This is a genomic window from Bacillus sp. WC2503 (genome assembly GCF_052682895.1).
Genome location: NZ_JBQYMD010000001.1, coordinates 2,727,552 through 2,753,212 on the forward strand (window position 1 = coordinate 2,727,552; position 25,661 = coordinate 2,753,212).

Below are 25,661 nucleotides of genomic sequence, written 5' to 3' on the forward strand. Positions count from 1 at the left end.
TGAGGGGATTTCATGAACGTTCAACTACAAGGTAATGAACAAATTACAAAATTATTTAATGACTGGTATTTGGCTATGCTAAAACAAGATGTATCCCAAGCGACAAACTTAAAGCATGAAATTGAGGAAAAGGAACTAAACTTCGAGGAAGATGAAAATTTAGCATTATATCATTCCTTACTAGAGTTTCGACATAAAGTTTTGACAGATAGTTTAAGTATTTCAAAAGATAGCTTTGATAAAATAGATTCTTACGTAATCTCATCCAATCATCCACTGTCTTACTACTATCACTTCTTTAAAGGCATTTATGCAACTTTAACCACAGACTATAACATAGCTAGCGAACATTATGAACAGGCTAAGTTATTATTAGTAAATAACACTGATAATCTAGAGCATGCTGAATTTTATTATCGAATGGCGATTTTCCATTATCACTTTTACCAACCAATTGAATCCATTGAATATGCAACTAAAGCTAAAGAGATTTTCGATAAACAAACTGGCTACGAAGTTAAAGTTGGATTATGTAAAAATACATTAGGTGCCTCATTTGTATATTTAAAACAATATGAACAAGCGGAAGAACAATATAATTCAGCAATACACCTTTTACAAAAATCTAATGAAAAAGAATTAATTTTAAGTGTACGTAATAATTTGGGTTGGTTATATGCGAGTCAAAACCTCTCCACACTCGCAATCCGTCACCTATCAGAAGTAACTGAAAAGAAGCCTACACATTTCAAAGCTCTCTTCTTGCAAGCAAGAGAACACTCTAAACTAGATGAAACAATTATCGCTGAAGGATTAATCCAAAAAGGGTTAAAAATTTGTACGGAATTAAATAATGAAGAATATATATATCATTTTAAAATTCTAAACGAACTAAATAATAATGTTGGTTCTGAAGAATTAGAAACAATTATTCTTAAAGGAATTACGTTTTTCGACAAAGAATTATTATATAACTACACTCAAGAATACTCAGAAAAATTAGCTGTTAAATTTTATAGTGAAAATAACCACATTAAGGCAAGTGAATATTTTCATAAAGCGTTACAAGCAAAAGAAAAAACGTTTGAGAAAGGGGCATTGAAATGATAAAAAAAATTAGCTCTGTTTTTTTAGGACTATCTGTTTTCGGTATTTTGGCTACTGGTATTCATAGTTCATTTACATACCAAGCGGGTCATGCTGATCTTCCTGCACCACAAAGACCTGACCTTGTTCAATCCGTTGGCGTAAGTACAGACTACAACTCAACAACAACTGAAAAAGCACTTTAAAAAATGAAAGACCTTCAATTAAGAAGGTCTTTTTAAATACGCTTATTTAGAATATTTCCCTTTCATGCAGGTTTTATTTTCTCATCAACTCCGCAATCCTCTTACTCCCCTCACTACCAACTTTCTCAAGTTTCTCCACAACTAAATTCCGTCTCTCTATAGAATGATTTTGACTTAACTTCGCTTTTCCTTCTATTTTATTTATCTTTATTTTAAACCCAACTATCCCCTTACTTAACCCTGCCATATAATCCGGGTCTACATCATCAAGTGAGTAGGTGCTCTGTGGATCTTCATATTTATGTACTAAGTCTTGAAGAGAATTTAATAATTCCTGTTTATCTTCAACAACTTCTAACTCTCCATATACATGTACTGCAACATAGTTCCATGTTGGTACAGCTTTGTTTGTTTCATACCATGACGGAGAGATGTAACTATGCGGCCCTTGAAATATAGCTAATACTTGCTGATTCTCACTATCTTTCCACTGTGCATTCGGACGTGCGAAGTGACCATATAACGTGAGCGTTTCCCTATTTAGCAACAACGGTAAATGCGTTGCATATGGTTCCCCGTTATGTTGAGAAAATAATGTCGCAAAGCTATTTTGTTCAATTGTTTCGTACTTCATCTCTTCATCTTGTATTGCAAAATATTTTGGTATGTACATTAGCTCCCTCTTTTCCGCTCTTTTCTATTTTCTTTCCTATTATATTTAGTAATCGCATCAATCAACAGGGCCAGTTTGTCATTATTTTATAGTGGCAGCATTCAATTTAATAAGAATAGGTCGCATGTACTTAATGCGACCTTAGTTTATTTTTCCAAATATATTTGTAATAAATGCTGTTTTACCTTCGCCATAGCTCGATCGATTTTTCGACTCTCTTGCTAACTCTTCCTTCAAGTTTCCATACTCATTAGCTACTTCAGTATGTTCACGCAGGTAATCTCGAAACGCTATATGCCTTCTCAACTCTTCACTATTTTTATCACACACATATAAATGATGTTCCATCCAAACTGTATTTCCCTCGTTCCATGGAACGAACGCATCCTTTCTTCCAAACGCTTCTCTTCCTTTAAAGCTCCATTCTAACTGATGATAGTACCCTATCTTCTCCAGTTTTTTTACTACCTCATGAAAAATTTCGTACTCTTCTATTACAACATCAATATCTAATATTGGTTTTGATGCAAGCCCTTTAACAGATGTACTCCCAACATGTTCAATAGATACAATGCTGTCTTCCATTACATTGTTAATAAGAGTGTGTATTTTATTAAATTCACTTTCCCATTTGACATCATATTCTTCGATAGCAATTCTCTGCTTCAACGTATCCCTCTTCTCAAAATAAATTATAACCGTTGAATATGAGTATCCTTAAAATCCGTCTCATATTTCAACCCATATCCAAACATTCGATCCATTCCAATATGTGCTATCCATATTAAACCAATCATAATAACTATATCTATCTTACAATAAACACCTATGATAACAATTAATATCGATATGATATATGTGTGAAATAAATTATAAATGTTAGCACCAACGTGATTATTGATCCCATACGCTAACATGGATAAATCCGGCGCTAAAAGGAATACAAAAAATATAATCCAACTAAATTCATATATCGAATACATATAAATCGTGGCTAAAAATACAACCATTCCTTCAAAATGTACAATACGTTTTTGCATTATTTATCATTCCTCTATTTCAAATGAAATGCTTATCTCTTATTTTTCTATATTTATTGATAAATTTTCCCTTTGTATTTTTGACCAAACTGTCGCTAATATTGGCCCTGCAATGTTATGCCATACTGCCGCTAATACACTTGGGAGTGCAGCAGCCGGTCCAAAATGCAAAATACTTTCCAGCTATATTACTTATCGCTTCTAGTATTTTCATCCACTCAGCCCCTATCTTTTAATTGAAACACCTTATTCGGATTCAAAATATTTTGCGGATCAAGAGCTTTCTTTATTTTCTCCATTACAAATAATGCCGCCCCATGTTCTTCTTCTTGATACTTTCGTTTTCCGATTCCAACGCCATGTTCTCCTGTACACGTTCCTCCTCGTTTAAGAGCATACAGAACGATACTTTCGTTTATTTCGTCTGCCTTCTTCACTTCCTCTTTATCATTTGTGTCAATCATTAAGAGTACATGGAAATTCCCATCCCCAACATGACCGAGAATACCACCAATAAGGCCTACTTTATCTAATACCTCTTTCGCATGTTGAATTGCGCCAGCTAATTCCGAAATTGGCACACATACGTCTGTACTCATTAGCTTTTTACCAGGATAACTATGCACGTAAGAGTACGCTAAGTTATGTCTTGCATCCCACAGTTTATTTCTCGCTGCTGTTTCCGTCTCAAACGCAATTTCTATACATTTATGATCAAGAACGATTTCTTTCGTAAATTCAATATCTTGCTTTAACCCTGCTTCATTGCCGTGAAACTCTAAAAACAGCGTCGGTTCTTCTCTGTAACTTGTTTCATTGTAATGATTTACTTGTTTCATAGATAATTCATCAACGAGTTCAATTCTCGCGATTGGAATACCTGCTTGTAATATGTTAATTACAGCTTCTACTGCATCATTTATAGTTGGAAACGATGCCCTGGCAGCCATAACATGCTCTGGTATACCATATACTTTTAAAGTTAATTCTGTAAAACATCCAAGCGTCCCTTCTGAACCTACGAAAATACCATTTAAATGATAACCTGATGATGACTTCGCTGCTAAATTCCCCGTATGTATTATGCCTCCATCAGCTAGAACCACTTCTAAATCACGAACTTGATCACGCATTACGCCATACTTAACCGCTGTCGTTCCGCTTGCATTTGTAGCAGCCATTCCACCTAACGTTGCATCGGCTCCTGGGTCTACACTAAAAAACAAACCGTATTTCTTCAGTTCTTTATTGAGCTGAGAGCGGGTCACTCCTGGCTGTACTCTCACAAGAAAATCTTTCTCCCTTATTTCAAGTATTTTATTCATAAGAGAAAAATCCATTGTGATTCCCTTTTCATACGGAATTACATGTCCTTCTAAACTAGAGCCTACCCCAAATGGAACGACAGATCTTTTATGCTCACTCGCTACTTTCATTATCCCGCTAACCTCTTCGGTCGTTTTTGGAAAAACAACTACATCAGGTAAACTACTAGTATGGTAAGATTCATCTTTACTATGTAACTCTCTTACTGTCTCATTTATTACTACTCGCTCTTCAGGAAGTATATCCTTTAATTCATTTACTAAATGCTCAATTGTTATTTCCATAACTAACTCTCCTTTTTTAATTTTAAAATAAGTATACCATTTTTATACAAAATAATTAGAAAAATGAGATTTTTTAACTTTAAGCATACAAAAAAGAACTTGCAGCACTCGCTACAAGTTCTTTTTAAACTACATTTTATATGACTTCTTTATTAACAACATAAACCAAATTAAAGTAACTGCCATCAATGAATGAGAGAAACCTACAATATACGTTAACCCTTTAAAATCCGCTCCATTTAATTGAAGAAGCCCTCTCGCTGCCAGCGAACCTAACATTAAAGTTAATGCAATGTTATGTAAAACAAACCATTTATTAAATCCTTTCACTTCATGAAACGCGAATACTTTTGCTAATCCTAAAGCAATTAAAAAGAAGAAAAAACCAAGTACAAGTGTATGTGTATGTAAAAGATTTAATAAAGTAGAGCCTAAAATCCCTTTATACTTCCCATACTCCCTAGCAAATATTCCTGACAATAAACCGATAATTAAATACGTAAACGATGCATTATATAATTTTTTCATTATATACCTCCTTGAGTAGAATGTGTAGTGTGTCATATTTAGTAATAATGATAGTTATATAGTAAAAACTCCTAGTCACCTAGGAGTTATTGTATAAGCATCTCACTCTTTACAATCAAATCTAATTATAAAATATCCTTTTATACAAAACAAACGAACTTTATGTGAACAAGTAGAGCGTAATTAAAATATGTTGCACTTTTGTATTACGCAATCCATACTAATTGTTATAACATTTAAAGGTGGTGCAATAGATTGATAGTTCTTGAAACTGAACGACTCACTCTTCGTTGGCTCGATATAAAAGATGCTCCGTTTATTCTTGAATTAGTAAACGATCCTGCATGGATTCAGTTTATTGGCGATAAAGGGGTTAGAAACTTAGAAGACGCAAAAAATTATATCGTAAACGGACCAGTCGATATGTATAACAAACTCGGATTTGGCCTTTACTTAGTAGAAAGAAAAGAAGACCTCACGCCACTTGGCATGTGCGGTCTTATTAAAAGAGATTCATTAGAAGATGTTGATATCGGCTTTGCCTTTTTAGAAAAATTCCGTTCAAAAGGATATGGCCACGAGTCTGCTTCTGCGGTAATCGAATACGGTGTACAAAAATTTGGACTGAAACGAATTGTAGCAATTACTTCAATAGATAACACCGCCTCAGGAAAGCTTTTAGAAAAAGTAGGATTGCAGTTCGAAAAGATAATTTCAGACTCAGGAGAAGATTTAAAATTATTCGGGTATAACGTATAATACTTAAGACGCAATTCATTGAACCTCTTCCTATAACTGAAGGTTTTGGCAAGGAAAAGAACAGCCAATTACTTAAAAAGTATTTCTGGCATTTGTTCCACGAGCAGACAACCAAAATGGTGTCCTATATTTTATTGCAAGAATTCCTAAATCTCCCCAAAATTCATTTTAAATTTATAATGAGTGAGTTCATTTGCATATAAAAAAGACAGGGATAATTAGAATATTACTTCATTGAAAAAAACAAAAAGGAACCCTTTACGGATTCCTTTTTGTTTTTCACTCTTTTTCAAACAGTGCATTTTTGCACCTAACTTTAGTATAACCTATAATTTCTATAAAATAAATATGATTTATTATTATGTCCAGGAATTATTTTAAGCCACTAGATACTGCTGTCCAGAATTGTTTATTCTCCTGTCCTATTGCATAAACGGAAACCCCTGCAAGATTCTTTGTGATTGTATAGTGAGTTTTTTGTTTAATACTTGTTTCATCCTCATACCAAACTTCATGCTTATGATTATTTTTATCCGTATACGTAAACACCATCGAACCAGACGCTCCATCACGACGCGGTTTTGCATTTGTTTTTTGAATAAGTTCATTTGTGTCCTTCCAAGCAAGCATTTTGCTATTACTTTTATCACTCAAATCCCAATCATTTCCGTATGCAGGGATACCCATAATAATTTTTTTATTATCTACCACTCTAGTAGTGTAATTTAGATTTTCTTCTAACCATGGCTTACTAATAGTAGATCCTGGTTGACTCCATGTACCATGTTCATCGTAAGTCATTACTTGAAGAAAATCTACATTTTCACCTAATTGAGCATAATCAAATGGCCATGTCCATGTATTCTCACGATCATCCTCATTCTTGGCAGGAACCGATACCATAACAGAATGACCTGAACCATGGAATTTTTTTGATGTCTCTTTTACAAAAGTAGTAAGTAAGTCCCGATCTTCTGACTTAATATTTTCTAAATCAATATTTACGCCATCATACTTATATTTAACAACTATATTATATATTTGATTTATTAATTTTGTTCTTTTCCCTGAATTAGAAAGAACGTTATGAGCTAAATTCTCGTCAAAGTAATTAATATCATTATTAAAGTTAGATAAAGCTGCATAAATTTTTATTTTATTTTTTTGCGAATAGGACAATACTTCTTTAGGTGCTTCCCCTTGCACAGTACCATCTGCATAAAAGAAAAAGTTATCTGTTGATACTTGATTCATTGCTGGTTGTGTTACCTTTAGAGAATCAGTGGATGTACCATATAAGGTATACCCGAGAACAATAGGTTGTTCTGTGCTATCGGCAGAAACTAACATAGTATTGTATGCTAGAATTGCAGATAGGCTGAAAGCGATTATGTACGGTTTTAACTTCATTTTTCTATCTCTCCTTTTTTGAGTAATATATATTCACGAATATAAATCTGATTATCTTTATAAAAAGATTATATAGATACAATATAAATTACTCTATAGTAAATTACCTCAACTGAAAAATTCTCTCCCTTCATCACTCCAAGTGTTTACACCGTGTAAACACCACAAACAAATAGTAACCCTAAGTATTTTTAATGTCAACACTCATTTTTATTGTGTGCAATAGACAATACTAAAAATTCTAGACCAGATATATAATCTTGCTTAAAATTAAGAATTTCACAAAAAGATAGTTACAACGTGTTAACACACATATATAATTCAAATCGCTAGGGTATTTACACGATGTTAATACCTTTATCCTCTCTAAAAATGATAGTTTGTACACTATACAAAAGCTCTAAGGAACTTGTTGAATGAAAAAATTCAGGAAATAACAAACATTACTTAGCAAGTACTTTCAGTTTAAAAGAAGGTATAGTTTTTACATTAGTAAATACAGACGCAGCTGAGAATTTGAACACTAAAACGAACATACGCACAAAAACCAAAATCACAAACTCGTTACTAAATAAGCAATTTGTTTAGTAAGGTAATAATATAAACTGATACTATATGTTTTTATATAACCTGATTACCATATGACTAATATTGATTTGTAATTTATTTCATATTAAAATGGTGAGTAATATTAATAAATAAAAACTATTTACAATATGGAGTGCAAATTAATGGTCTCAACACGGAAACAAGAATTAGAACAGATGCGTAATGCTAGAAGAATACAAATTTTAGATGTTGCATTGGAGTTGGCCTTAGAAAAGGGATTAATGGATATCACTATTGTGGATATCGTTAATAAAGCAAAAATTAGTAGAGTTACCCTTTACAAATACTATAAATCCATTCATGAAATTTTATTTAATATTCAAATCCGAATCTTAACAGAGTTACTAGAAGCTGAAAAAGAAGAAGTACAAAACGGAACTAACGCTTTCGAAAAGATGGAATCTATGTTTAAATTTATTAGTCATCAATATCAAACAAACTCCTCCCAATTCCGCTTCATAGGCTTGTTTGATCAATTGTATTCTAAATCGTATCCTACACCAGAGTTAGAAGAAAAATATACATCTATTACAGGGCAAGCTTTATTCACATTACAAGAATTAATCGAAGAAGGAATACAAGATGGTTCATTCCGTAAAGATATAGATCCTCGATTACTTGCCTTAACCATTACCCATATCTTATTGGGTACCTTATATCGAATGGCTACGAGAAGTGATGTGTATGAAAAAGAAAGTATTGACTGCTCTGATGAACTGTTACAAACTTTAATTAACTTTTTAATTACTTCTGTTTCTCACAGATAACTATCTAGGCTTCTTCACATTTAGAAAAGCTATTTATATTTTAGGTTGAAGGTCTAACTAATTATCTATTGATAAATAAGTATAAAAAAGAAGTTCTACTCAATATAGATAGAACTTCTTTTCACTTTACTTCACATATACGGAGTTCTCACTTATTCATTCCACATCGTGTTTAAAAACATGAGAAACTCATCTTCATTTACAGGTTTACTGTAATAATAGCCCTGAATTAGATAGCATGCATTTTGTTGTAACACTGTTAACTGTCCCTTCGTTTCCACCCCTTCTGCTATCACTTTCATATTTAAAGTATGCGCTAGTGAAATAATGGTTTGTATAATTTCATCTCCATCAGTAGAAGTTTCGATCCTATTAACAAATTCTCTCGGAATTTTCAAAGTATCAATTGGATACAGTGGCAGATACGCTAATGAAGAATAACCTGTACCAAAATCGTCAATTGATAAATGTACACCATATGATTTTAATGCTTTTAACTTCGATAAAGTTTCTTTTTCATCTACCATTGCTATTCGCTCTGTTAATTCCAAATCAATAGAACTAGCAGGTACTCCTATTTCTTCTATGGTCGATATAATTATTTGGACAAAGTCTTTCTGTTCAAACTCTATAGCTGATAAATTTATCCCCATCTTTAGATTTGAATAGCCCGCAGAATGCCATTCTTTCAGCTGTCGACACGCTTTCTGTAATGTCCATTTCCCAATTGAAATAATCTGCGACGTTTCTTCTGCGATAGGTATAAACTCAAAAGGAGAAATCAGCCCGAGCTCTGGATGTTGCCAACGTAGTAAAGCCTCTGAACCAATAACCTTACCTGCCTTACTATCAATCTGTGGTTGATACAATAAAAACAACTCATTATTTTCAATTGCATTTGGTAAATCCTGTTCTAATCGTAATCGACGGGTTATTTTTCGAGATAATGTCTCGTCATACATACAAACAGCATTGTTACCTTTTTCCTTTGCACTATACATAGCAATATCAGCATGTTGTAAAAGTGTAGTAGTATTTATTCCTCCAAACGGATACACTGCTATTCCTATACTAAGAGATAAGTAAAAACTATGCTGATTTACTACAAATGATTCTTCAGTTATACGAAATAAAGTTTCACACAAATCCAATAGCTGTTGCTCTGTTTGGTTATGGATAATGATCGCAAACTCATCTCCCCCTATTCTTGCTAGAGGAATAGTCGGTGACAGACATGTCCTAAAACGGTTGGCAACTTCTTTTAAAACCCTGTCACCAATCGAATGACCCAGTGTATCATTAATAGTCTTAAAGCGATTCAAATCAATATACAAGAGCCCAAGCTTATCCTGTGTTTTTTGTGCACGCTTAATAGATTTTTCTAATTCTTGCTGGAAGAATATACGATTTCCAATCTCCGTCACCGTATCATGGAATGCAAGATAATTTATCTCATCCTGCTGTTGTTTCATCCTCGTTATGTCTTTTACCATTACATAACTCCCAAAGGTTTGTCCTTCTATCATAATAGGAACTATAGTGACATACCAAAAGAGTATATCCTTCTCATTGTTATTTTTCACACGTAACTGTAACGAAGATGAACTACATCGTTTTCCTTTCTTTATAGCCGATTCCAATTCAGATTTATCCTCATCTAAAAAAATAGAGAAGCACTCTTTCCCTATTAATACAGCACTGTCTTTTCCTAATAACATACTTCCAGCCTGGTTTATATTTAATACGGTACCATTTGAATCAATCGTTAATATAGGATCCGGATGATACTCATATAGTGACTTAAATCTCTCTTGATTTTTTACCAAATCATTAGATTTGTTTATTAAATCCATTGTTCTTTGAGATACTGTTTGTTCTAATTGATTATTAAACACTTTTAATGTTTCAGTTAAATCTTTGTTTTGCATTCGTACGATTGTATGACGAATCAGTACAAATACAAAAGCAATACAATTTCCCATAATCAGTGTAGATGAAGAAGTTTGCTCTTTCAAAGTAAAGCCAATTAAAACTGTAACTGCAAGATAAGGGAAAATGACAAGAATTTTCTTTCCAAATGTCGGATTAATAATAAAATAATTTCTTTTAGAAGATGCATTCTTTGGAATTGTAGCAGCAATAGCGATAAATAATAGGAAAACTCTATACAAACACCTTAATAATATAACTGAACGATCTGATAAATCGTCTTGTAAATAAAAATACAAGTAGTCCGTAATAGCCAATCCGGTTAATACTAGGATAAAAATAAACAATTTACTTTTTGTATTGAAAATAGCTGGTCGAAAGATTAGGGTAACTCCAAGTAATAGAAGCAATAAATCTAAAATCGGAAAAATAAATGAGAGAAAAACATCTCCAATTGATAAAAATAAGATATTTGCAGAAGGTTTATTAAATAGGTACCACTCTAATGTAAAAATAGCAGTAACAACAATACATAAATCACAAAGTAAATACGCTTTCTCCCACTTGTTACATTCCATCATGATTTTATAAAAGAACGCAAAGAGAAAGAAGAATAAGAAAAACAACAAAAATACATCAGAGATATTAAAATTTTGTATTGGCAATTCCACATTAAGTACTTGAAAAGCGGATATGAAATTCCCTATCAAGAAACACCCTATTGCAATAATAATGCAAACCCAGAATACTTCTAACTTAATTTTTCTAGCTAATATAGAATACAGTAATGAGATAAACACAGTAGTTTCAATGACTAAAGATGATAGTCGGATATTAAAATCTGATACGAAATAATGATTGGGAAAAACAAATAAAAATATAAAGCAAAAGCTTATATAAGCTATTAAAGCCAATATCAATACATAAAATTGCACATATGCATGTTTACGCAATGGACTCACCTTCTTGAGTTTTTTCTATACTTTTATTAAAAAATGTCTTGATAGTGGCACAACTCCTACTAATTAAAATGTGTGCCACCTATTATCCATATTATGACCTTTTTAAAAGATTTCTTTCTACATACAACAGTCTTGTTAATTTTTTGTATATGTTTACAATTTTTAATACCGAGGATTCCAAAAAGGATAAGTTGAAAAATGTAGTTTTTTAAGTGTTTGTGCATAGTAAATTTGGATGGTACAACTTAACTACTCTTTAAATATGAGATAGAATATAATCCTCTATTGGATTATATTTAGTTGCTAACTATCACACTTAAAAGAAATGAAAATATACTATCATTAACATGGAAATTCGAATTAATTTACGAAACTAACTGTAACTATTATAGTTACAACCAAGATTGATGTCAATTTCAAATCTCTCCCCTTTTAATGGACAAAAGGCATGAAATATTGAACAATAATACGATATTTATAAAAAGAAGGTAATGTTTTATTTCCTTACTCAAAGAATTATAAATGATTTAGGATTAGGTGAAGCTGATTCTGATATTGCATCTCAAAAAAGAATGTTACTCTAAAAATAGAATTATGAAAGGAATGATGGATGAATAATGATTAACTAATTTATATTTTAAGTTGAATTTTATAACTTCAAACTACAAAATATAGGGTTAGTCTATCCATTTTTAAAATTCAGTTCATACTTTATTTGTCATGATTCAAATAATTAATAAGTACTTATTAATTATAGACGAAAGACTAATCCTTCCGATTACAAATTGGGGGATTTTTTTATTCCCGTTTTATGTTAGTTGAAACTTATTAATTGTTACATACACCTAACAAATAAAGGAGCGAAAAAAATGAGTACTTCAGACACTATTATTACACATGTAATGCTCTATATAAGTCGTTAATATCCATCAAACTTATATAGAGGAATTAAAAAATGGATGGATGTTCCTCCTTTATATGAAACGTTTCGATATATAAAGGAGGAATTATTATATCAATGATAAAAGTCCAAGACTTAACTTTTTCATACCCACGTAGCTTTGATACTATTTTTGAAGGTGTAAACTTCCAAATAGATACGGATTGGAAACTGAGATTTATCGGTAGAAACGGACGAGGTAAAACGACATTCTTTAATTTATTGTTAGGGAATTATGAGTATAGTGGGAAAATCCTTGCTTCGGTAGAATTCAATTACTTCCCCTATCCTGTTGCAGATAAGAACAAACTTACTCATGAAATCCTTGAAGAAATTTGTCCCCAAACAGAAGATTGGGAATTTCTACGTGAAATATTCTATAAAAAGCTCATTTATATATATGGGACGAACCACTAAATTTTATAGATATCTATTCGCGTATGCAGATTGAAGAGCTTATTCAACAATTTAATCCCACAATGGTTATTGTTGAGCATGATAAGGTATTTCAACAAACAGTTGCAACAAAAACTATATCTATGTAGCTCAAAGCGAACACTTGAAAATATAATCAGTACATCGAATCATTAACTGAAAAATACTTTGATAAAATGATGAAAAAGGCCTAGTTTCTCTATAATACATTGAGAAACTAGGCCTTTTAATAAGAAAAGTAGGATTCTTAAACATTAAATACAGTTTAACTTTTCAATTCTATTTTCACAGATTCATATATTCTTCTAAAGTCAGGTTTTTCTTATATATATTTTCAGCAATATGTCCTACATAGCGAATATGCCAAGGTTCATATGCATAACCTGTAATACTTTCCTTCCCCTTAGAATAACGAATGATAAATCCTGCACGATGCGCATTTTCTTTCAACCATTTGCCTTCCTTCGTGTTCGCAAACGCTAGCTCTAGTTCATTATTTGCACTTTTAGATGAAACGTCCATCGTTAATCCTGTTTGATGTTCACTATGTCCAGGCTTTGCCGAGAAACGATCCGTATGCTCTTGTCCTTTCCTTTTAACATTGTTGGCATACAGAGTTTTTTGATATTCATAGGAACGAAACCCTGAAACAGCATTCAACTGGATCCCCTCTTGCTTAGCTAGAAGGAATAACTTTTCTAGCGCTTCAGCTGCTTCTTTACGCAGATAACTCTTTTCTACCGTTCCACTAAATGAGAATGGTACATTCGGTACTACTAAATCCTTTGGCTTATAGTCTTCGGGCAATCCATATTCCTTATTTACTACAGCCTGTATACTAGCAAAAGAACTTGCTATCTTATTTGAAGTCCCATTTTGCTTACTATTATTCTCATTATTTATGGAGTTTTCACGAGTTTCATAATTTGTCTTTTCTGGTTCTTTACCAATAGATTGATTGGTGTAAACGATAAAGACACCTAGTATCACAATCATACAAGTGAAAATCCCTACTAATTTAATTCTCATTATTCATTTCCTTCCTAACACGCTTACTGTTTCTCGTTCATCATACTTGAACCATATCAAATCCATATTAATTTGACGTGAACTTTTCTTCATACAGTATTCCTTACTAAAATGACAGTATATCTTCCTATTTCTTTGCCACTCTTAAGATTCCAATATATAAAATCCATTCTATTCCTACATATAGAAAAACAATCTGAAAATTTGTATAATAAGATGAAAAGTGTAGCATTCTATTATAGAAAGGTCTTGGTATGATGCTAGGTATTCATGTAAAAAAAACAAAGGAAGAGTTAATTATTTCATGGCAGTTGGCGAAGGTTACGATTCCATTAGGTGATGTGATTGAGGTTACCGAAGATTCTACCTATGCTGGCGTTGAAGAATCAAATGTGATTCGTATTGGAACAGCATATGGTACAACGGATCGTATTTTAATTAAAACGGTAAAACAAAATTATGTATTATTTACTACGAATAAATTTTCGATTTTAAATGCTATTCACGCTTAAAATCGAATGTCCAAACTGACTCAAACAAAATCCGAGTTAAGTTCAAAAATGAAAGGTCTTCTAATTATTAGAAGACCTTCTTTGTAAAAATGATATAGTTATTATGCGTTTCTACGTTTGATAAATAATACAGTTCCAAGAGCTAATAATAAAAGGCCAACGCCCATTGAGATCCACATGGATAAATCTCCACCTGTAACTGGTAATATTCCTGATTTTAATGTCTTTTCTGCTTTTTGTTGTTCTGGTGTTGGAATGCTTTTATCTGGATGCGGCTGATCTGGTTTTGGTTGATTAGGTTTTACTTCTTTAAATTTCACTGTTTGCCCCTTATCTTCGATGTCAACATGTATAGCTACCAAGACATTATCTTGATACAATTCTTCAAACACTACCACTTCTTTACCTTGTAATGCAGAAGCATTAAATGTGAAATCTAGTGTGATAGAACCATTTTTTTCTTTTGCTGTAAATTTAGATTCTACTGTTACTTCTTTACCATCAACTACTAATGGTTTTTTTGTTGCTTTATCCATTAGTTTGCCTTTTACAACGTACTCTTTACCTACGATTAAGTCTTTGTATTCCACTTTATCTTGGATTGTTACAGATTTAGAAGCATCTAACTCTTTAGAACCATCAGCTTTGTTTGTAGCTGTCGTTTTAATAGAAGGCTCTACAAATCGAACTGTTTGACCTACATCGTTAATGTCAGCGTGAGTTGCTATTACTTGACCTTCATGTAACAAGTCTTCAAACACGACTACTTCTCTTCCTTGCTGCTCAGCACCAACGAAAGTAAAGTCTAATGTTACAAAACCATTCTTTTCTTTTGCAATAAATTTAGTCTCAGCTGTTACTTCTTTACCACCAATTAATAATGGTTCGTTAATAGCATTGTTCATTAATTTTCCTTTTACAGTGTACTCTTTACCAACAACTAAGTTAGTATACTCCACTTTATCTTGGATAGTGATAGCATCCTTTGCATGAATCTCTTTTCCACCATCAGCTTTGTTTGTAGCAGTTGTTTTTACTAATGGCTTAACGAACTTAACTGTTTGACCTTTATCATTGATATCAGTATGTGTCGTAACAACTTTTCCGTCTTTCAGTAACTCTTCGAATACTACTACTTCCTTTTCTTCTAAACCAGTTGCATCAAAAGTGAAATCTAGTGTGATAGATCCGTTTGCTTCTTTTGATGTAAACTTAGTTTCAGCAGTTACTTCTTTACCATTTACAACTAATGGTTTATTAGTCTTTTTATCCATTAATTTACCTTTTAAAGTGTACTCTTTACCTACTTGTAGGTCTTTGTATTCCACTTTATCTTGGATTGTTACAGACTTAGAAGTGTGCATTTCTTTTGTGTCATCTGTTTTATCAGTAGCTGTTGTTTTTATTGAAGGAATCTTTTCATCTTTGACAATATGTTTAATGATTTGACCATTCTCTTTGATCTCAAAAGAGAACGTTTCTTCATTCAATACATAACCTTTTGGTGCAACAGTTTCTTTATATGTGTATTTTCCAAATGGTAACTTTTCAAACTTCGCGATACCTTTATCGTCTGTTTTTCCTTTTACTACTTCTTTTCCTGCTTCATTATAAATAGTAAACTCTGCATTTGGAAGTTTGTTGTTTCCATCAGCTACATCAACTTTTGTAATTTCTAGATCACCTTTGATAAGATGATTAACTGCTAATAACTCAATAATTTTCCCATGTTCCTTTATTTCGAACACAATTGGTTCTTTAATAAGAACATAACCATTTGGAGAAGCCTTTTCTACAAATGAATATTTACCATATGCTAAATTTTTGACGTTAACTTCACCATTTTTATCTGTCTTATATTCACCAATAACTTTCCCACTTGCATCTTTTAACTCGAATACTGCACCTTCTAATTTTTTGCTGATATCTTCATTATCTACTTTAAGTAATTTTACATTACCTTTTACTTCGGTATTTTCCACTGTAAAAGTAAGTGTTTTATTGTGCTCTTTAATTTCAAAAGGATACTTTGTTTTATTTTCAATATATCCATTAAGTGTTTTTGTCTCTAAGAAATAATACTTACCATACGTAAGACCTTCAACGTTTGCAATTCCATTTTCTTTTGTTACTACTTTTTTCACTTCTTTTCCATCTTCAGTGAAGACTGTGAATTCAACATTTGGTAAAACCTTTCCTGAATCACTAAGTTTTTTAATTTCGATGTTACCTTTTACTTTATTGTTTACTACTTGAACAGCTCCTGTTTCCCCTGTTTTAACTTCAATAGTTTGTGGTTTATCACCTGAAACATAACCTGTTGGTGCTTTAATTTCTTTTACTGTATATGTACCAATTTGTAGGTTATTTAATTCTGCAGTACCATCAGCACCAGTCGTGATTTTTCCAACTGATTCATTATTTGCATTAAAGACTTCAAATACTGCACCAGCTAGAACTTCCCCATTTTCTCCAACCTTTTTAATTTTTAAAGAACCAGTTGCTTCCCAATTTACTGCAAGATCACCACTAAGCTTTTCTTCATTTCTTTCTAATAATACTGTAGCATTCTGAACAGTATCCGTGCCGCGGTAAGCAATTGCTTGAACTTTAGTTAAATTAGCAGCAACACTTAAATTAAATTCACCTGTTTTTGTGTTCTTAGGAATTTGGATACGGAATTTTTCCCCAACTGAAAGCTGATCTCTCACTTCACCATTTTCACTAACAATTTTAACTCCATTAGGGGCATTTTTCGCTACTACCTTATAAGAACCACTCTTAGCATTTGTTTGTACTGTGTATAGGTTTGTTTCAAAGAACTCACCCTTTAATTCTGCTTTTTGCTTTTCAGCAGGAATCACATTCATAAAAATATCTTGCGTCTCTTCACTATTATTAGCATTACTAATAATAGCCTTAGCTGCTTTTTCAACATTTTTATTCTCATGTTTTAATTCATTTACATCAAGTTGTCCTAATGCATTCCAGACCGCAAGCTGAGTTGCATAATGCGCTTCATTTTTATTAGCTACTCCCAGCTGTTCAGTACTTTTTTGTGGGAAACCATTTAATAAGACCTTATATACTACATTATCTGTTTTCCCCATTTCAGGAAGATCTTCACCATTTGGTGATTTTAATCCAAGAGTTAAGCAATAAGCAATTTGACCACTTGAATTTTTAATAATTTCAGTTCGAATGTACTTACCTAGACTATTACTATAACTCCAGTCCATTGAATATTTTTCATGCGTCATAACTTCTGCACTAGCCCTTGGTAAAAACACATTAAGGAATAATGCCAGTACTGATAATAATGTAAAAACTCTTATAATAACTCTCTTACTCAATTCTGAAACCTCCCTAAAATAAATTTATCTGAGTATATATCGCAATATCTAAAACATTCACGAGCAACCCGATTATCATTATAAAACAACAAATTACAAATATTAAACAAAATTGGCTAAATAGTCATAAAATTTACACATTTTAATATTTTTCAAGTTTTTAAATGAGTTTACTATATACAGATTCCAAAACACGACTGCAATTAACCAGATAAATATGTATGTTAAATATGTAACTAGTAGTTCTTTTGTTCAAGTTAGTAATCTTCTATTTTATCCAACCATTACTGTAAGAAAATCCACCCAATTGCTTTTACCTAATAAATAAAAAAAGGCATCAAAAGTTTCGCTTTGTAATCATATATTTTGGCATATTTAATTATCTTTAAAAGAGGCCACTATTTAAATTACTAGTTTACTTCTTTCCATTTTATTTATAAATATGTACAATTTGTTCAACAAAAAAAGTTCCCTATTTTATATGAGGAAACTTTTTACGTAGTATGAACCTAAAAACCTAAAATCCCTATAATCTGGCGGGCCTTAGCATTATCAATATAATAATGCATCTCTAATCCTCGTCTTTCTGCACGGAGTACGGTTCCCTTTAATTTTGATAGATGCTGTGAAACAGTGGATTGCGGGAGTTTTAATATTTTCGTTAACTGTGTAACATTACACATTTTATGGTGCATTAATTCATTTACAATTTGTAATCGAACGGGATGTGCCATTACCTTTAATACATCTACATCTTCTTCACTGATTTTAACTCGATTTCTATTAGATAGTAATGTTGTCATTTCACATTCTCCTTTATTATTTATTTCTATTTTCCTATTATCCTTATAAGTAGTACTTATAGATGATTACCATTTGTCCTGTTGAGAAAATATATTCTCTTTATTAAATAAAAAAAAGACCCCTATCCTGAAAAACAGTAATTACTACTTCATTGAATTAATGTCCTCTAATTTTCAGCCAAACTATATTTTAGAAAGATTATTTCATAGTCTATTACATGATTTTGAGCAAGGTTTAACATACTTTGTTAAGCGAAAAATCTATAAGAAATCTTCCTTCATTTCGCCTTATACAACTTATACTATTTATTTCTCAACACAAATAAACGAAATTAAATTCCCAATAACGATACCTTCAGCTGTTAATTCTCATTCCTTTGTGAAAGTCCCTCTCTTTAATAACAGGGACTTTTAACTTTCCCCAATTAAAAAATAGCCTTTTCATTTCATTTTCTTGTTACCTCGAATAATATGTACCCCTCTTTTAATCTATTAATTCCTTATTACACTCCTCCATTTAGATATAAGGGGAACTTTTCATTCAAAGAATAAATTATGCAACATTGCATTTGATAACCATTTTCATTGTAACTATAATGATTACAGGTTTGCTATTAATCCAAATATTCTACATGGAGGTTTTATTATGTTCAAAAAAATTATTGTATCTTCTATGGCGCTTACTATGTTCGGTGGAGCTACAACTATGCTAGAGGCACCTACTGCTCAAGCAGCTTCTTATAACTCAACATCATCCTCTTACTTTGATGTCACTCCTGAAGAGGCCGCGGCTTTCTATCAATCTCAAGACTATAAAAAATTAAAAGTATTTATGGATGACTTTGAAGCTAGAAATCCTTATACTCCTGGTGGGGGCTACGCTCAAGGTAGTGTACGTATGCAAAAATTCAACGATGCTCTTAGAAATGCTAAATTAACAAATGTCTACCAAGAATTTATTAGAATCTCATACTACAATCATTATCCAGAACCAAAATAATAACAACGAATAAAATATTTATTATTTCTATAACTTAGCCTAATTTTAAATGTATAGCCTAAAAATAATGATTAGAAACCACTCCTATAAGAGTGGTTTTTCTATTTCCCAATATAATTTAGCTGCATGTTAAGTCACCTTTATTTTGAAATCTTTCATAATGGATATTCTCTCGTTTACACAAACTAGTAGATTAGCGAAGAAAATATCAAAATGTCTTTATAAGTGGTTGGAAGTAATTCTTTTCTGTTTCATAACAAAAAACGAGCACCCTCTCACAATTACATAAGGATGCTCGTTTTTACTTTTATGGGGGACTCTCGGGTCAATATCATCTCTTTCCAGAAGGTAAAAATTAAATCAGCTCATAAACAAGTTTTTTTAAATTTAATTCATAGATCTTACTGCAACTTGGAATTGTCCCTTAGAACCATCATCATTTGAAACGTAAATTTTATATGTTCCAATCGGTAATGGAGATAAAGCATTCCGTACATTTGTAACATTAATTTGTTGTTCTCCAGGTTTTATATAACCACCAACAATTAACTCCGTATTTGGGCCTTTTACACTATACCCCATTGTATTTTGGCCATTATTTTTCATAAAGAAGCTTAAATCAGTACTCCCATTATATACAAAAGAAGTGACAGCCTCTCCACTATAATCCATTGTTTGAGTTAATAATATGTCTGCAGGAACGTGTTCAACTATATTAATTGCATCATTCGTTTTGTGCACTTCTTCAGCATAAGTATTATTCCCTAACACACCAAGTGTTAATGCCGAAATCACTCCACAACTAAGCACTAGTTTATTTAACTTCATTTTAAGTTCCCCCTTGATGTTTGTATTCTATTACCATCATACATTCTTTTTTAAGTGCGTTTTTATGTAATAATTCATATCCTTAAATATACATATAATAACTTTACGTATTAATATTTATTGAGTAACTCACATAGATAAAGCTACAGTATTATGTTTTATAAAAAAGAACATGTTAATTTCAAAGGTTTTTTCACACAAAATGTATACGATTCATTACCACAATACTCGAGTGAACAGTGTTTTCATTTCATATAAATTATATGAATAAAAAAATTTTAAATTTTCACTTTGTAATTCGGTAAATTCCATGTTAATATAACGAAAGCTACAAAACAATGGTCGTCATATATATTGTTTTCACAGAATATTCACACTCAGAAACCCATTATTTTACCAGTAATTCAATCCCAATTTTATCTATACAAAAGTTATTTTCTAATTTCATATGTACATAAATTCAAGTAGATTTTTTATCTATTATTTTTTCTATCTTCCTCATCAATTCTAATACGAGTAATATAATAACATTTTTTCAAGTACCCTTCCTTTTTTAGATAGAAAGTCTACTAATACTAAACATCTAGGTCCAACTTATACATAATCCTACTTACAAACTATCGGAGATGCAAAACTATGGGAATTTCTACTCTCTTATTAAATACCTTTATTATAATAATTTGTATCCTTAGCTATCACGTATTTTGGCTAGAATTTAGAGAAAAAATAACATGTAATAATATGTTAATTTCTACTCTCTCCTCTATTGCTATTATTTTTTGTATGACTTTTCCTTTTCATTTACATGCTGGCTTTATTTATGATTTACGTTTTATTCCTATCATATTAGTTTTTCTGTATGGAAATACAAAAAACATTGTTCTTATAGGAATTTTATATCTTTCTTATCGCTTTTACTTAGGTGGAAATGGCGTTCTTCCATCATTTATTATCTTTACAATTATTTCTGGTATAACAATGCTCTTCCGTTACTTATTACCTATGCATTTTAAAGAAAAAAAGATATTATTAAGCTTACTCCTTATTTTAGTATGTACAGCTTCACTTTCTATCTGCGGTATTGTAACTCAAATAAATACAGGAGGTAAAATAGACGCTACTCTCATAGAATTTTTATTAAATTATATAATCATTAATATTTTCACATTATTATTATCAGTTTATTTAATAGAGGGAATGATTGAGAAATATAAAATGAAAGAAAAACTGCAACGGGCTGAAAAATTTTATATAGCTAGCGAACTAGCGGCGTCAATTGCACACGAAATCCACAATCCACTAACCACGGTTCATGGATTCACTCAATTATTAAATGAAAAACATGCCTCTAAGCTATCTCAGGATCAGTACTTAGAAATCATGTTAATTGAAATGCAGCAAATACAATCTACTATCAATAACTATTTATCTTTAACCAAACCAAAGAACACCCTAAAAGAGAAAATAGATATTAATTACATATTAAATCAGGTGAAAGAAACTATTTCACCACTCGCTCTATCATACAAAGTTGACATAAAACAAAATAGTACAGATTCCTTTTATATAAATGGGGACCCCGAAAAATTCAGACTCTGTCTAAACAACATCATACAAAACGGAATTGAGGCTATGAAAAATGGTGGAGTATTACAAATAAATATACAAAAAATAAAAGGTAATATTATAGTTGATATTATTGATTCAGGTGTTGGAATGTCATCTCAACAAATAAAACGAATTGCTTTGCCGTTTTATTCAACAACAGAAAAAGGGACTGGACTTGGTACTATGATTGCTTACAGTATTATTAAAGAATTAAACGGAGATATAGAGATAGAGAGTGAATTAGGTAAAGGGACACGCTTTTCTATTAGTATCCCCTGCTAATGTAATGAAAGTTATTTAGATGATAAAAATTTTCTACTTAACTTTTTAAATAAATGAATTTTAAAAATCCCGCTACCTTACGTATCAATTATCTTACTTTCAAATAATAAGGATCAGAGTTTATCTGTAAAAACAGATAAACTCTGATCCTTTAATTAAACGTACTTAAAATTCACTACTTTTCTTACATTTTGATGAACTAATAATTTATCGATTTCATCTCATTTACTGTTCAGATTTGTTTAATTTAAATATAAGATCTCTCGACACTTAATCTGTTAATGCCATTAGAGTCATTGTCTACAGTTGTTTTTTCATTAAAAGCATAGATCTTTTTGCTATTCATCGAAAAAACAATTTCCCTTTTACTACTTCACTTCTACCGTATAATTCCCTGTTCCCCCACCATACTGATACACATGTAAATAATATTTCCCTGGATACGTATAGTAGCTACCTACTAGTTGATTTCCTTGTTGCTGGGCATACGTAACATAATTATTTAAATCTGCTTCTGAATAAAGAACCCAGTTTACTCCAATATTATTTTCTTTCGTTACATTGATTTGAAGGTTTTTAGCTGTTTCTACATTTATTTCAAAGAAATCACTTGTATCACCATTTCCTAAACTAGCACGTAAAATTTGATTCAACTGCAGTTTATTTGCGGTTTGGAATGAATTGTTTGGCTCTTTTTCTACACTGTTATCTTCTTTCTTTTTAACTGTCACACTCGTTGTAGCAGTATTAGTTGCTCCCTTATCGTCTGTTACTGTTAATTTCGCTGTATATGTTCCTTCTTTTGTATAAATGTGCGTTGAGTTTTGTTCATTACTTACAGTACCGTCTCCAAACTCCCATTTATAAGAAGCGATTTTTCCATCTTCATCTTTTGAACCATCGCTTTTAAAAGAGATTGCTTCGTTCACATTTCCGCTATACGGACCATTTATAACTGCGACCGGCGCTTTATTCACAGCTCCTTCTTCTGTATTCATACCATGGAACACAACGTCATACTCAAATTGTCCTGATGCATTCACACGATAATTCACAAAATAAGCTGTTACTGTTTTATAGCCTGTCCATTCTTTTGTACTTAAACGTTTTAACGTATCATTCACCTTTTGTGTAATTGTTTTCCAGTCTTCATATTCTCCTTTTGCAGCAGTACCTGTATATGTTCCTTGTAGTGTAAATGTATTAAAGAACTGTGATTTATTTTTCTTTACAGATACATTTTTTACATTTGCTTCCGCCGTAATTTCTGCTGCAATATCTGAAACTGGTTTCGATGCGTGCCTTGCTAAATAATCCTCTGATACTAACGGAACATTATATTTATCACGATTATCAACTAACATTTGCATATAGTCTTGATACTCTTTATTTAAATTCGTATCTTTACTTAACGCAGAGCGATATGCATCATATGCTGTCACATCATTTTTCCTAATAAGATCATGAACTTTATCAAACATATCATACCTCTTATTGTACATGTACGATTGTAAAGCGAAGGAATAATTATAGAAATCCCACGTTCCATACTTTGCATTTAACGTTCGCTCGGCCGTATAACGCTCTGCTGGATTTGAAGATAATCCTCCTATAATGCTCTTTCTCGGTACAACATTATCCGTTCTCGTTGCTCCTGCAAAAAATTCAGCATTTCCTTCTTCAAACCAAGATAATCTTTCATTTTCATACATCTTACCTTGTCCCCATAGTCCTGGCACTTCATATCTACCTTGTAAATAATGCGTGAACTCATGTCGGAATAACTCTTCTAAACTATAAATACTTTCTTGTGGTGTACGTTCATAAGTAAAGAATGTACCTGTTCCTTCTATATAAAGACCACCATTATTCGTTTCATACCCGTACAATTGACGATTAAATTGATATTCTGCTGGACTATTATAAATAACCATCGTCAATACATCATCTGGATTCCCTTTTTCTAATGGCTGGTCACTTTCAACGGTACGATGGAATTGTGCCTTCACTTCTTTCGCTGCCCAATATAGACGTTTTACTTTTTCCTCAGTCACTTTATCTCCAGCTTTTAAAACAATTGCACCATCATCAAACGTATACGTTTTCGGTAAATATTTTTTCTTACCATCTTCTCGTATTTGATCTAAATTAACCATATTTCCATTTGCATCTTTTCCGCCATAATTTGTCGCGATTTGCTCAGCTGCTACGAAATATTGCTCCCCTAAGTACGGGTATATATTCATCGCATCTGTTACAACTTGTAACCCTTTCGTCCCTGTACTATGGAACGTACCGAGTCTACCTGTATAATAAATGCCATTGTTAATAAGCCATCCGTTTTTCGCTGTAATCGTTCCCATTAATGCAAAACGACTTAGCTCATTAATATAACTATCTATTTTCTGATACCATACTGTATCTTTCGGTACTTTTCTCGTATCGTACAAATATGATTGAATATCGTAATCCACACCTTGCATAATATCGTAAATCGCATTTCCAGCTGAAAGATTATCTACCAATGTAGAAAAACTATCATTATATTGTTTAAAAATCTTCGCAGCCGATGTTATCGTTTCCACATCACTCGAAGCGTTTCCTATTAATTTTCCGTATGATGATACAACTCTATTTTGTTCTAATGTACCGAGCTTAAAATTCGGGTTGCTCGCAATCGTTTTTAATGCAGGTAAGCATTTATCATGATAGCTTCGTTCATTCAGTTTACTTAATTCTGTATTATAAAATCCTAAATAAAACCCGGATCGCAATACCTCTACTAATGTCTCAATCCCTTTTGAATCATCTTGCGTATAAGTTTGCCCTTGCTGCTTTAATTTATCAATAATCGCCTGCATCCTACTATCATTTTGATAGAATGCTAGACTGTCTTTATTAAACTGAAATAACCCCGTAATTTGCTCCCAGTCGATTGTTACAAGTAAATCTACTAATTGCTGATTGCTTAATTGATTTAATTCAGCAATTGTATAAGTTTTCGCTACAGCTAATTGTTTACTTTCTTTTTTGACTTCTGGCGGTCTTTGCGATAAATCAGCAAATTGTAGCCTTTTTTCAAAAGACTTATTTTCTAGCACTTTTGATGAATGAGCTAATTCTTGCACTGGCAATTGTACACCAACTGGCTCCATTTTGAGCACATTTCGATAAGAAACTTGCTCTTCCTTAGTATTTTCCGCCGATATGCTCCCTTGAAAACTCCCTAACAGTAAACTAGCAAAACTTACCCCTACTAAAACTTTTTTTGAATAGCCTTTCATACTCTCCC

The 25,661-nt window shown here is 32.0% G+C and carries 20 protein-coding genes and 1 pseudogene; 8 read left to right on the forward strand and 13 right to left on the reverse strand.

Going from position 1 to position 25,661, the window contains the following annotated elements; all coding sequences use genetic code 11:
- Positions 1 to 12: 12 nt before the first annotated feature.
- On the forward strand, positions 13 to 1,107 hold the full coding sequence (locus ACUN26_RS13950; protein WP_001102708.1) for a response regulator aspartate phosphatase: 1,095 nt from the start codon (positions 13 to 15) through the stop codon (positions 1,105 to 1,107).
- The gene (locus tag ACUN26_RS13955; RefSeq protein ID WP_000592018.1) at positions 1,104 to 1,292 is read left to right on the forward strand and encodes a Phr family secreted Rap phosphatase inhibitor; all 189 of its coding nucleotides are present in this window, start codon (positions 1,104 to 1,106) and stop codon (positions 1,290 to 1,292) included. Before ACUN26_RS13950 ends, ACUN26_RS13955 begins: the two co-directional genes overlap by 4 nt.
- A gap of 73 nt (positions 1,293 to 1,365) precedes the next feature.
- Here ACUN26_RS13955 and ACUN26_RS13960 read toward each other — a convergent pair whose 3' ends face one another.
- From ACUN26_RS13960 to ACUN26_RS13985, 6 genes and pseudogenes are all read right to left on the reverse strand, one after another.
- Positions 1,366 to 1,965 (reverse strand): FMN-binding negative transcriptional regulator, encoded by a 600-nt coding sequence (locus tag ACUN26_RS13960; protein WP_000275802.1) that lies wholly within the window; start codon positions 1,963 to 1,965, stop codon positions 1,366 to 1,368.
- A 141-nt stretch (positions 1,966 to 2,106) separates the two neighbouring features.
- On the reverse strand, positions 2,107 to 2,634 hold the full coding sequence (locus ACUN26_RS13965) for a GrpB family protein (RefSeq protein WP_000813515.1): 528 nt from the start codon (positions 2,632 to 2,634) through the stop codon (positions 2,107 to 2,109).
- Positions 2,635 to 2,657: 23 nt separating this feature from the next.
- Complete coding sequence (locus tag ACUN26_RS13970) at positions 2,658 to 3,005, reverse strand: DUF4260 domain-containing protein (protein ID WP_001172066.1); 348 nt, start codon at positions 3,003 to 3,005, stop codon at positions 2,658 to 2,660.
- 39 nt (positions 3,006 to 3,044) lie between these two features.
- A pseudogene (locus ACUN26_RS13975) lies at positions 3,045 to 3,173 on the reverse strand (transporter); the annotation flags it as partial.
- 50 nt (positions 3,174 to 3,223) lie between these two features.
- The gene (locus ACUN26_RS13980) at positions 3,224 to 4,615 is read right to left on the reverse strand and encodes an FAD-binding oxidoreductase (protein ID WP_000406565.1); all 1,392 of its coding nucleotides are present in this window, start codon (positions 4,613 to 4,615) and stop codon (positions 3,224 to 3,226) included.
- Positions 4,616 to 4,744: 129 nt separating this feature from the next.
- The gene (locus ACUN26_RS13985) at positions 4,745 to 5,143 is read right to left on the reverse strand and encodes a DUF2871 family protein (RefSeq protein ID WP_000737892.1); all 399 of its coding nucleotides are present in this window, start codon (positions 5,141 to 5,143) and stop codon (positions 4,745 to 4,747) included.
- A 255-nt stretch (positions 5,144 to 5,398) separates the two neighbouring features.
- Between ACUN26_RS13985 and ACUN26_RS13990 the strand changes: the two genes are divergently transcribed.
- Positions 5,399 to 5,902, forward strand: coding sequence for a GNAT family N-acetyltransferase (locus tag ACUN26_RS13990; RefSeq protein ID WP_000636222.1), 504 nt, complete (start codon positions 5,399 to 5,401; stop codon positions 5,900 to 5,902).
- Between the two features lie 372 nt (positions 5,903 to 6,274).
- On the opposite strand, the gene ACUN26_RS13995 is transcribed toward ACUN26_RS13990, so the two are convergent.
- Positions 6,275 to 7,312 carry a glycosyl hydrolase family 18 protein gene (locus ACUN26_RS13995; protein ID WP_000769450.1) on the reverse strand — a complete coding sequence of 346 codons (1,038 nt, stop codon included), beginning with the start codon at positions 7,310 to 7,312 and terminating at the stop codon, positions 6,275 to 6,277.
- A 731-nt stretch (positions 7,313 to 8,043) separates the two neighbouring features.
- Here ACUN26_RS13995 and ACUN26_RS14000 point away from each other — a divergent pair.
- On the forward strand, positions 8,044 to 8,688 hold the full coding sequence (locus ACUN26_RS14000; RefSeq protein WP_000255295.1) for a TetR/AcrR family transcriptional regulator: 645 nt from the start codon (positions 8,044 to 8,046) through the stop codon (positions 8,686 to 8,688).
- Positions 8,689 to 8,840: 152 nt separating this feature from the next.
- Here ACUN26_RS14000 and ACUN26_RS14005 read toward each other — a convergent pair whose 3' ends face one another.
- On the reverse strand, positions 8,841 to 11,570 hold the full coding sequence (locus tag ACUN26_RS14005; RefSeq protein WP_001225484.1) for a sensor domain-containing protein: 2,730 nt from the start codon (positions 11,568 to 11,570) through the stop codon (positions 8,841 to 8,843).
- Between the two features lie 1,027 nt (positions 11,571 to 12,597).
- On the opposite strand from ACUN26_RS14005, the gene ACUN26_RS14010 reads away from it, so the two are divergent.
- Positions 12,598 to 12,936 carry an ATP-binding cassette domain-containing protein gene (locus ACUN26_RS14010; protein ID WP_002093494.1) on the forward strand — a complete coding sequence of 113 codons (339 nt, stop codon included), beginning with the start codon at positions 12,598 to 12,600 and terminating at the stop codon, positions 12,934 to 12,936.
- 303 nt (positions 12,937 to 13,239) lie between these two features.
- On the opposite strand, the gene ACUN26_RS14015 is transcribed toward ACUN26_RS14010, so the two are convergent.
- The gene (locus ACUN26_RS14015) at positions 13,240 to 13,983 is read right to left on the reverse strand and encodes a M15 family metallopeptidase (RefSeq protein WP_001220648.1); all 744 of its coding nucleotides are present in this window, start codon (positions 13,981 to 13,983) and stop codon (positions 13,240 to 13,242) included.
- Positions 13,984 to 14,240: 257 nt separating this feature from the next.
- On the opposite strand from ACUN26_RS14015, the gene ACUN26_RS14020 reads away from it, so the two are divergent.
- Positions 14,241 to 14,495, forward strand: coding sequence for a SunI/YnzG family protein (locus ACUN26_RS14020; protein WP_002093492.1), 255 nt, complete (start codon positions 14,241 to 14,243; stop codon positions 14,493 to 14,495).
- A gap of 101 nt (positions 14,496 to 14,596) precedes the next feature.
- On the opposite strand, the gene ACUN26_RS14025 is transcribed toward ACUN26_RS14020, so the two are convergent.
- Both ACUN26_RS14025 and ACUN26_RS14030 read right to left on the reverse strand, forming a co-directional pair.
- Positions 14,597 to 17,848, reverse strand: a complete 3,252-nt coding sequence (locus ACUN26_RS14025; RefSeq protein ID WP_000044811.1) for a VaFE repeat-containing surface-anchored protein — start codon at positions 17,846 to 17,848, stop codon at positions 14,597 to 14,599.
- 509 nt (positions 17,849 to 18,357) lie between these two features.
- A complete protein-coding gene (locus ACUN26_RS14030; protein ID WP_000209596.1) occupies positions 18,358 to 18,651 on the reverse strand; it encodes an ArsR/SmtB family transcription factor in 294 nt (97 codons plus the stop codon).
- A gap of 646 nt (positions 18,652 to 19,297) precedes the next feature.
- Here ACUN26_RS14030 and ACUN26_RS14035 point away from each other — a divergent pair.
- Positions 19,298 to 19,651 carry a hypothetical protein gene (locus ACUN26_RS14035; RefSeq protein WP_000473492.1) on the forward strand — a complete coding sequence of 118 codons (354 nt, stop codon included), beginning with the start codon at positions 19,298 to 19,300 and terminating at the stop codon, positions 19,649 to 19,651.
- A gap of 387 nt (positions 19,652 to 20,038) precedes the next feature.
- Here the strand turns inward: ACUN26_RS14035 and ACUN26_RS14040 are convergent, their stop codons facing one another.
- Positions 20,039 to 20,479 (reverse strand): hypothetical protein, encoded by a 441-nt coding sequence (locus tag ACUN26_RS14040; RefSeq protein WP_000773514.1) that lies wholly within the window; start codon positions 20,477 to 20,479, stop codon positions 20,039 to 20,041.
- A 636-nt stretch (positions 20,480 to 21,115) separates the two neighbouring features.
- Between ACUN26_RS14040 and ACUN26_RS14045 the strand changes: the two genes are divergently transcribed.
- Entirely contained in the window at positions 21,116 to 22,369 is a 1,254-nt protein-coding gene (locus ACUN26_RS14045) for an ATP-binding protein (RefSeq protein WP_000513030.1), read from the forward strand.
- Positions 22,370 to 22,737: 368 nt separating this feature from the next.
- On the opposite strand, the gene colA is transcribed toward ACUN26_RS14045, so the two are convergent.
- Complete coding sequence (gene colA, locus ACUN26_RS14050; RefSeq protein WP_000679544.1) at positions 22,738 to 25,653, reverse strand: collagenase ColA; 2,916 nt, start codon at positions 25,651 to 25,653, stop codon at positions 22,738 to 22,740.
- Positions 25,654 to 25,661: the final 8 nt, after the last annotated feature.